Below are 6,298 nucleotides of genomic sequence, written 5' to 3' on the forward strand. Positions count from 1 at the left end.
ACATTCACCCCTTGCAAATTCGGCTAAAACTGCCGAACAATAGCCCCCGTTCGAGACCCCTGTGAGCCACCTCTGAGTGGCTCCATTAACCCGATCATGGGTGGCTCCATTAGGGCGGTCAGTGACACGCGTCGCACGCGCACGCTGCAGCATCCGGTCGGCCTTTTCGGCATCGAGTCCCTGACCCACGCTCGCCATCTCTTCGCGGTCGTGAAAGAGCAGCAGGTTATCGCCTAGGATCAGGAAATTGTGCGGATCGATCGCCACCGCACGTCCCAGCGACAGGTTGTACGGGCAATGATCCGGAAACGCCGGTGCATAAGCCGCCGGATCGGCCTCGAAGCGCGCGACCTGCTCAGCACTGGTGAACCAGTACTCCTTGCCCTGATAGGTGCTGGTGTAGGCAGGCGAGCCCTTCTGCGGGCGGCCGACCTCGAAGTAAGACAGCGGGCTGTAGCCCTCGATCGCCGGGTCCTGACTCATGTCGGTCGGCAGTCGCTGAGACTGAGCCGACAACGGACTCAGCGCCAGGGCCAGGGCCACCGCTGTGGTGGTCATGGATGAGGTCAGTGCTCTGTTGAACATCGTGCAGCCTCTCTTGGTCGCGCACTGGGAAGCCCATCCCCACCCGGAGCAAGCCAACGTAGGCGTGCGTCGGGTATCGCGTCGTTTACCGACACTGGGTACAGGTCTCGAAGGCGAAGCGCTCGAGCTCGACGGTATCGGCGGCGAAGTTGCGGATGCCCTCGGAGAGCTTCTCGGTGGCCATGGCGTCCTCGTTCAGCGCCCAGCGGAAGCTCGGCTCGTCGAATGACACCCGTGCCTCGCCGTCGCTGAGCGCATGGGCTGGATCGAGGCGGCGCGGCACCTCGCCCTCGGCCTGATCGAGCGCATCCATCAGCGGCGGTGCGATGGTCAACAGATCGCAGCCGGCCAGGGCCAGGATCTGATCGGTATTGCGGAAGCTCGCCCCCATCACCGTGGTCTCGTAGCCGTGGCGCTTGTAGTAGTCGTAGATGCGCCGCACCGAGCGCACGCCCGGATCATCCTCGGGTGCGTAGCCATCGACGCCTTCCTTGTGCTTGTACCAGTCGAGGATGCGCCCGACGAACGGCGAGATCAGGGTCACGCCGGCCTCGGCGCAGGCCACCGCCTGGGCGAAGCCGAACATCAGGGTCAGATTGCAGTGAAACCCCTCACGCTCGAGCACCTCGGCGGCGCGGATGCCTTCCCAGGTCGCGGCGATCTTGATCAGGATGCGCTCCTTGCCGATGCCGGCGGCATCGTAGAGGCCCATGATCTGCATGGCGCGGGCGATCGTAGCTTGGGTATCGAAGGACAGCCGGGCGTCGACCTCGGTGGAGACGCGCCCTGGGACCAAGTCCAGGATGCGCACGCCAACGCTGACCGCCAGCTTGTCCATCATCAGCCGGCTTTGCTCGCTGCGCTCATCGCTGCGGCGCTGGCCGTAGGCGACCGCCTCATCGACCAGCGGCTGATAGGCCGGCAGTTTGGCCGCCTTCAGCAGCAGTGAGGGGTTGGTCGTCGCATCCAGTGGTCGGTGCGCCTCGATCGAGGCGATGTCGCCGGTATCGGCGACCACCGGTGTCATCTCGCGGAGGGCGTCAAGTTTGCTCATTAGGGGCTCCTAAATGGCCGTTGACGACAGCGGGCACTGCCGTTGGGTCAAGGTCATAGACGCCACAGCGGTGCCCGCCGCGCGCTAGCCGGCGGGCCATATTGGCGCCCATGCGCCCCAAGCCGATCATTGCGATCTGCATCAACAGACTCCTGACTCTCATGAAAAGGGGTTGCAACAACCGCCAGCAGGCGGGCGGCCGTCAGTGTCATGAGCGCAGACCGGATCGCGAGCGCTGATGTTTCGCCCCTGCAGCGCCCGACGGGATTGATTGCAGCGCACTGCGCTGCACGCGAGTCCGCTTGCATCGATACCGGCGGCTCAAGGACGCAGCCAACGCAGCACCAGCGGCATGCTCATGGCCTGCACCGATAGGGTCCAGAGCACCACGCCATAGGCGATGGACTGGATCGTCCACCAATACGGCAGCTCGATCGGCAGCGACAACGCCAGCGCCAGGGTCACAACGCCGCGCGTGCCGCCCCACCACAGCAGCGGATACCAGGTGCCGGGCAGGCGCTCAGTGCCAGGCAGCCGCACAGCCAGCGGCAACAGCAGCAGCACAGCCGCCGCGCGCCCCACCAGGGTGGCACCGATGCCGATCAGCATCGCCAGCCATTGATCGGTGAACATGACCAGCTGCACGCTGATGCCGGCGATCAGGAACAACAGGCGTTCGGCGAACCAGGCCTTATAGGCCCAGAGCACCGACAAGGCCTCGTCGTCGGGCTCCCGGCGCCGGTGTTGACCGAACAGGAGCCCAACGCAAAGCACCGCGACCACCCCGGAGACGCCGAGCTGGATGGCCAGGGCAAAGCCGCCGTAGGCCGTGATCAGGGTGAGGACGCCGCGCTCCACGGACCTGTCCAATGCTCGCCCCAAGCGCACCGCCAGCGCGCCAACGGCCAGTCCGACCACGGCCCCGCCGATCAGCACGCCGACCATGGCCAGCGCGCTCTCATCCCAACGCGCCCAGGCCCGATCACCGGTGGCCAGCGCCACCAGGAAGGTAAAGAGCACGATCGCATTGGCGTCGTTGAACAAGCCCTCGCCGTCGAGGAGCAGCTGCAAACGCGCTGGGGCGCCGGTGCGCCGAAGCACCTCCAACACAGCGGTCGGATCAGTCGCCGACAGCAGTGCGCCGGCGATCAAGGCCGCCAACCAGGGAAAGCCGGCCGGATGTCCAATGCCCAGGTACAGCAGCGCGGCGGTCACCGCCGTGCACAGCAGCATCACCGGTAGCGCCAGGGTCAGGATCGGCAGCAGGTTGCGCAGCAACTGTCGCGGCGCCAGGTTGTAGGCGCCCTCGAAGATCAGAATCGGCAGCAGAAGATGAACGATCAGGTCGTGAAACCACTGCCAGTGAAGACCGGTATCGCGGCCGGTCGCGACCCACATCTCCGAGCCGACGAAGCCCAACAGCACCAGGATTGCGCCCACGGGCACACCAAGGCGCCGGACCCAGGGCTCCAGCGCCAAGGTCAGCGCCAAGAGGATGGCGTAGAAGGGCAGGATCTGGAGCATGAGCAGGACCTCTCGTGCGTGACCCTCGAGAGGGCTCACCGAATCGGGTCAAGCGGTTTGAACCTGCGTCGCGCCACTCGCGCCGGTCGAGGAACGGGCCGGTGCTGGCCGCCAGGGGATCAGACCGGCATCGCGCAGCTGGCCCCCTCCACCGAGCGACCCAGGTGCAGCAGCTCGATGCGCTCGGGGCGCTCCAGCAGTTGGCAGGCGACCAGATAGCCGGCGGCGCTCCAGGTCTGACGCCGGCGTGCCTGCTGACCGACCAGGCGGCCACGACGGCCGTCGTAGTACTCAGGCCAGTCGTCTTGGACGAGGCGCCGCTCGGCATCGCTGAGCGCGCGCTCGACCAGCTCATCCGCCCCGGTGCGCAGACCGACCAGGGCCAGCAGCCACAGCAGCACCGGCCAGTTGCCGCCATTGTGGTAGGACCAGGGGCGGTTCTTCGGGTCGCAGCCGGTGAGCAGGCGCCAGTCCTGGCCCTCCAGCGCCGGGAAGCAGAGCTTGAGCGGCACCTGGCCGATCAGGTCGTCGTAGCGCTGCGCGATCAGCTGCATCAGCGCAGCGGTCTGCGCCTCGGTGGCCAGCCCGGCGGCGCAGGCGAGCAGATTGCCCTGGCCGAAATAGCGATAGTCGAGCCGGCCGGGGCCGACGTTGCCGAGCAGATAGCCGCCAGTCTCGGGCAGCCAGTCTATGAGCCAATCGGGGATGGCATCGGGGTGGATATTGAACTTGTTGACCGCCGCTGGTCCGTATTCATCGATCCCGTAGCGGTAGATCTGGTTCAGCCGCGCGAGATCGAGCCAATAGTAGGTGCGCACATGATGGGCCAGGTGTGGTAGGCGCTCTTTAAGGGCCTCGCGATAACGCGCGTTCGCCGGCTCATCGGCGTCGAGCAGATCGGCGGCGGCACAGAGCGCGGCAAAGAACTGCGCCTGGATATCGATCGGATAGCCATAGACGCCCATGCGCCGGTCGATCATGAAGGAGCCGTCCGGCACCAGCATGGTCGGGAACATGTCGAAGCGGCTGGTCATGCTTAGATCGAGCACCAGGCGGATCGCCTCCTGCACCGACGCCTGATGCAGGAAGGCGCGGTCCTCGGTGACATGCACATAGGCCTGCAGGGTCAGCAGCCACCAGAAGCCGGAATCCACTGGGGCGACGCGAGCGATGGCGTGCTCGCCGAAATCGGCCAGCAGTTCCTCGCCCTCCCCGTTATCGGTGACCTTGAAGCTGGCCGGGATCAGTCCCTCGCCGGGCTTGAAGCAATCGAGCTGACGCTCGTGGCTCTGCAGGCGCACGGCGGTGGTCAGAAAGTGGCGCACGATCTCGGGGCGGCCGTCGAGCAGGAAGGCAAAGGCAGAGATGGCGAAGTCGCGGGTGAAGACCTGGTCGTAGTTGAGCGCCTCGGTCTCGGGATCATGGGCGGCGACGGTCCCCACCGGCTGGCCGCGATAGGTGACCACGGATTCCTCGAGGAGTCGCCAAGCGCGCTGTCTGGCCTCTTGATTCATTGGTGCTCCTGTGGCCCGGTTGAGCGGTTGAACGGTATCTCTGGCGAATCAGCGCACGCAGGCCCCGACGTTGTCGGCGATCGCGCGCCAATGGTGGCCATTGCGGGCCAGCAGTGCATCGGCCTCGGCCGGTCCGTCGCTGCCGGCGCGATAGCCTGGCAAGGGGGCGGCGGTGTCGGCCGCCCAGGCCTGCTCGATCGGGGTGATCAGGCGCCACTGCGCCTCGACGCCATCGCGCCGGGTGAACAACGTCGGATCACCGCGCAGGGCGTCGAGCAGCAGCACCGCATAGGCCGAGGGCGGGTTCTCGCCGAATGCAGCGTGGTAGCAGAAGTCCATCGACACCGGCACCGCGCGGCGCTCGCCGCCGGGCTGTTTGACGCCAAACGCCAGGCTGATGCCCTCGTCGGGTTGGATGCGCATCACGATGACATTGGCCGTGAGTGCCTCCTCATGCGGGAACAGCTGCATCGGCGGATGGCGGAAGTGCACGGCGATCTCGGTGACCTGATGCGCGAGGCGCTTGCCGGTGCGCAGATAGAAGGGCACGCCGGCCCAGCGCCAGTTGTCGATGCGCAGGTCGAGCGCGGCGAAGGTCTCGGTGCGCGAGCTCGCCGGCACCTTCGGCTCCTCAAGCCAGCCGGCGACCGCCTCGCCCTCACTCTCGCCGGCGCTGTATTGGGCGCGCACCGTGCGCTCAGCGACCTGTTCGGGGCTCATCGGGGTGATGCTGCGCCAGACCTCGATCTTCTTGTCACGTACCGCATCGGCGTCGAAGGTGACCGGCGCCTCCATCGAGGTCAGTGCCAGCAGCTGCAGCAGGTGATTGGCGACCATGTCGCGCAGCGCGCCGGACTCCTGGTAGTAGCCGGCGCGATGGCCGACGCCGAGCGGCTCGGCGGCGGTGATCTCGACGTAATCGACGTGGTTGCGGTTCCACAGCGGTTCGAACAGCGCGTTGCTGAAGCGGAAGAAGAGGATGTTCTGGACCGTCTCCTTGCCCAGATAGTGATCGATGCGATAGACCTGTGATTCATCGAAGGCCTCGGCAACGACGGCGTTGAGCGCCCGCGCCGAGTCGAGATCATGGCCGAAGGGCTTCTCGAGGATCACTCGCGCGAAGCCGTCTTGCTCGCGGTTCAGGTCGGCTGCGGCCAACTGACGGAGGATCGTCGGCGCCACCGAGGGCGGCGTGGCCAGATAGAACAGCCGGTTGGCCGTGGGCTGGTGGCTCAGGGTCTCACTCAGCCGCCGGTAGGTGCCCGCATCGGTGAAGTCGCCGGGCAGATAGTGCAGGCGCTCGGCAAAGGCGTTCCAGGCCGCCTCGTCGAGATGGGGGATCTCAGCGGAGGTGGAGGTGGCGTCTTTGAGCATGGCGCGGAAGTCACCGTCGTCGATCGGATCGCGGCTGATGCCGATGATCTGCAGCTCCGGCGCCAGGCAGCCCTCGCCGGCGAGATGAAACAGCGCCGGGATCAGCTTGCGTCGGGTCAGGTCGCCACTGGCACCGAAGATCACCAGGACGCTGGGCTCGGCCTGGGGCAGCTCGGCGCGTGGGAGCTCGACACGGGTGGTGAGATCGATATCGGCCGGCATGGGGGGTCCTCGGGGTCGGGGTTGG

General features: G+C 66.5%; 6 protein-coding genes. All 6 read right to left on the reverse strand.

Going from position 1 to position 6,298, the window contains the following annotated elements; translation table 11 throughout:
• On the reverse strand, positions 1 to 585 hold a 585-nt coding region (locus CKO42_RS25355), incomplete at its 3' end, for a YHS domain-containing (seleno)protein (protein ID WP_200251671.1).
• An 85-nt stretch (positions 586 to 670) separates the two neighbouring features.
• Positions 671 to 1,639 carry a transaldolase gene (gene tal, locus CKO42_RS25360; protein ID WP_200251674.1) on the reverse strand — a complete coding sequence of 323 codons (969 nt, stop codon included), beginning with the start codon at positions 1,637 to 1,639 and terminating at the stop codon, positions 671 to 673.
• Positions 1,626 to 1,781, reverse strand: a complete 156-nt coding sequence (locus tag CKO42_RS25365; RefSeq protein WP_200251677.1) for an NAD(P)-binding domain-containing protein — start codon at positions 1,779 to 1,781, stop codon at positions 1,626 to 1,628. The genes tal and CKO42_RS25365 overlap by 14 nt, the downstream gene beginning before the upstream one ends.
• A gap of 179 nt (positions 1,782 to 1,960) precedes the next feature.
• Positions 1,961 to 3,163 carry a cation:proton antiporter gene (locus tag CKO42_RS25370; protein ID WP_200251679.1) on the reverse strand — a complete coding sequence of 401 codons (1,203 nt, stop codon included), beginning with the start codon at positions 3,161 to 3,163 and terminating at the stop codon, positions 1,961 to 1,963.
• Positions 3,164 to 3,282: 119 nt separating this feature from the next.
• Positions 3,283 to 4,677 carry a glycoside hydrolase 100 family protein gene (locus CKO42_RS25375; protein ID WP_200251681.1) on the reverse strand — a complete coding sequence of 465 codons (1,395 nt, stop codon included), beginning with the start codon at positions 4,675 to 4,677 and terminating at the stop codon, positions 3,283 to 3,285.
• Positions 4,678 to 4,725: 48 nt separating this feature from the next.
• Positions 4,726 to 6,298, reverse strand: a 1,573-nt coding sequence (gene zwf / locus CKO42_RS25380; RefSeq protein WP_338035008.1) for a glucose-6-phosphate dehydrogenase, incomplete at its 5' end; no start/stop codon positions are given.

It is taken from the genome of Lamprobacter modestohalophilus (assembly GCF_016583905.1).
GTDB classification, from domain to species: Bacteria; Pseudomonadota; Gammaproteobacteria; order Chromatiales; family Chromatiaceae; genus Lamprobacter; species Lamprobacter modestohalophilus.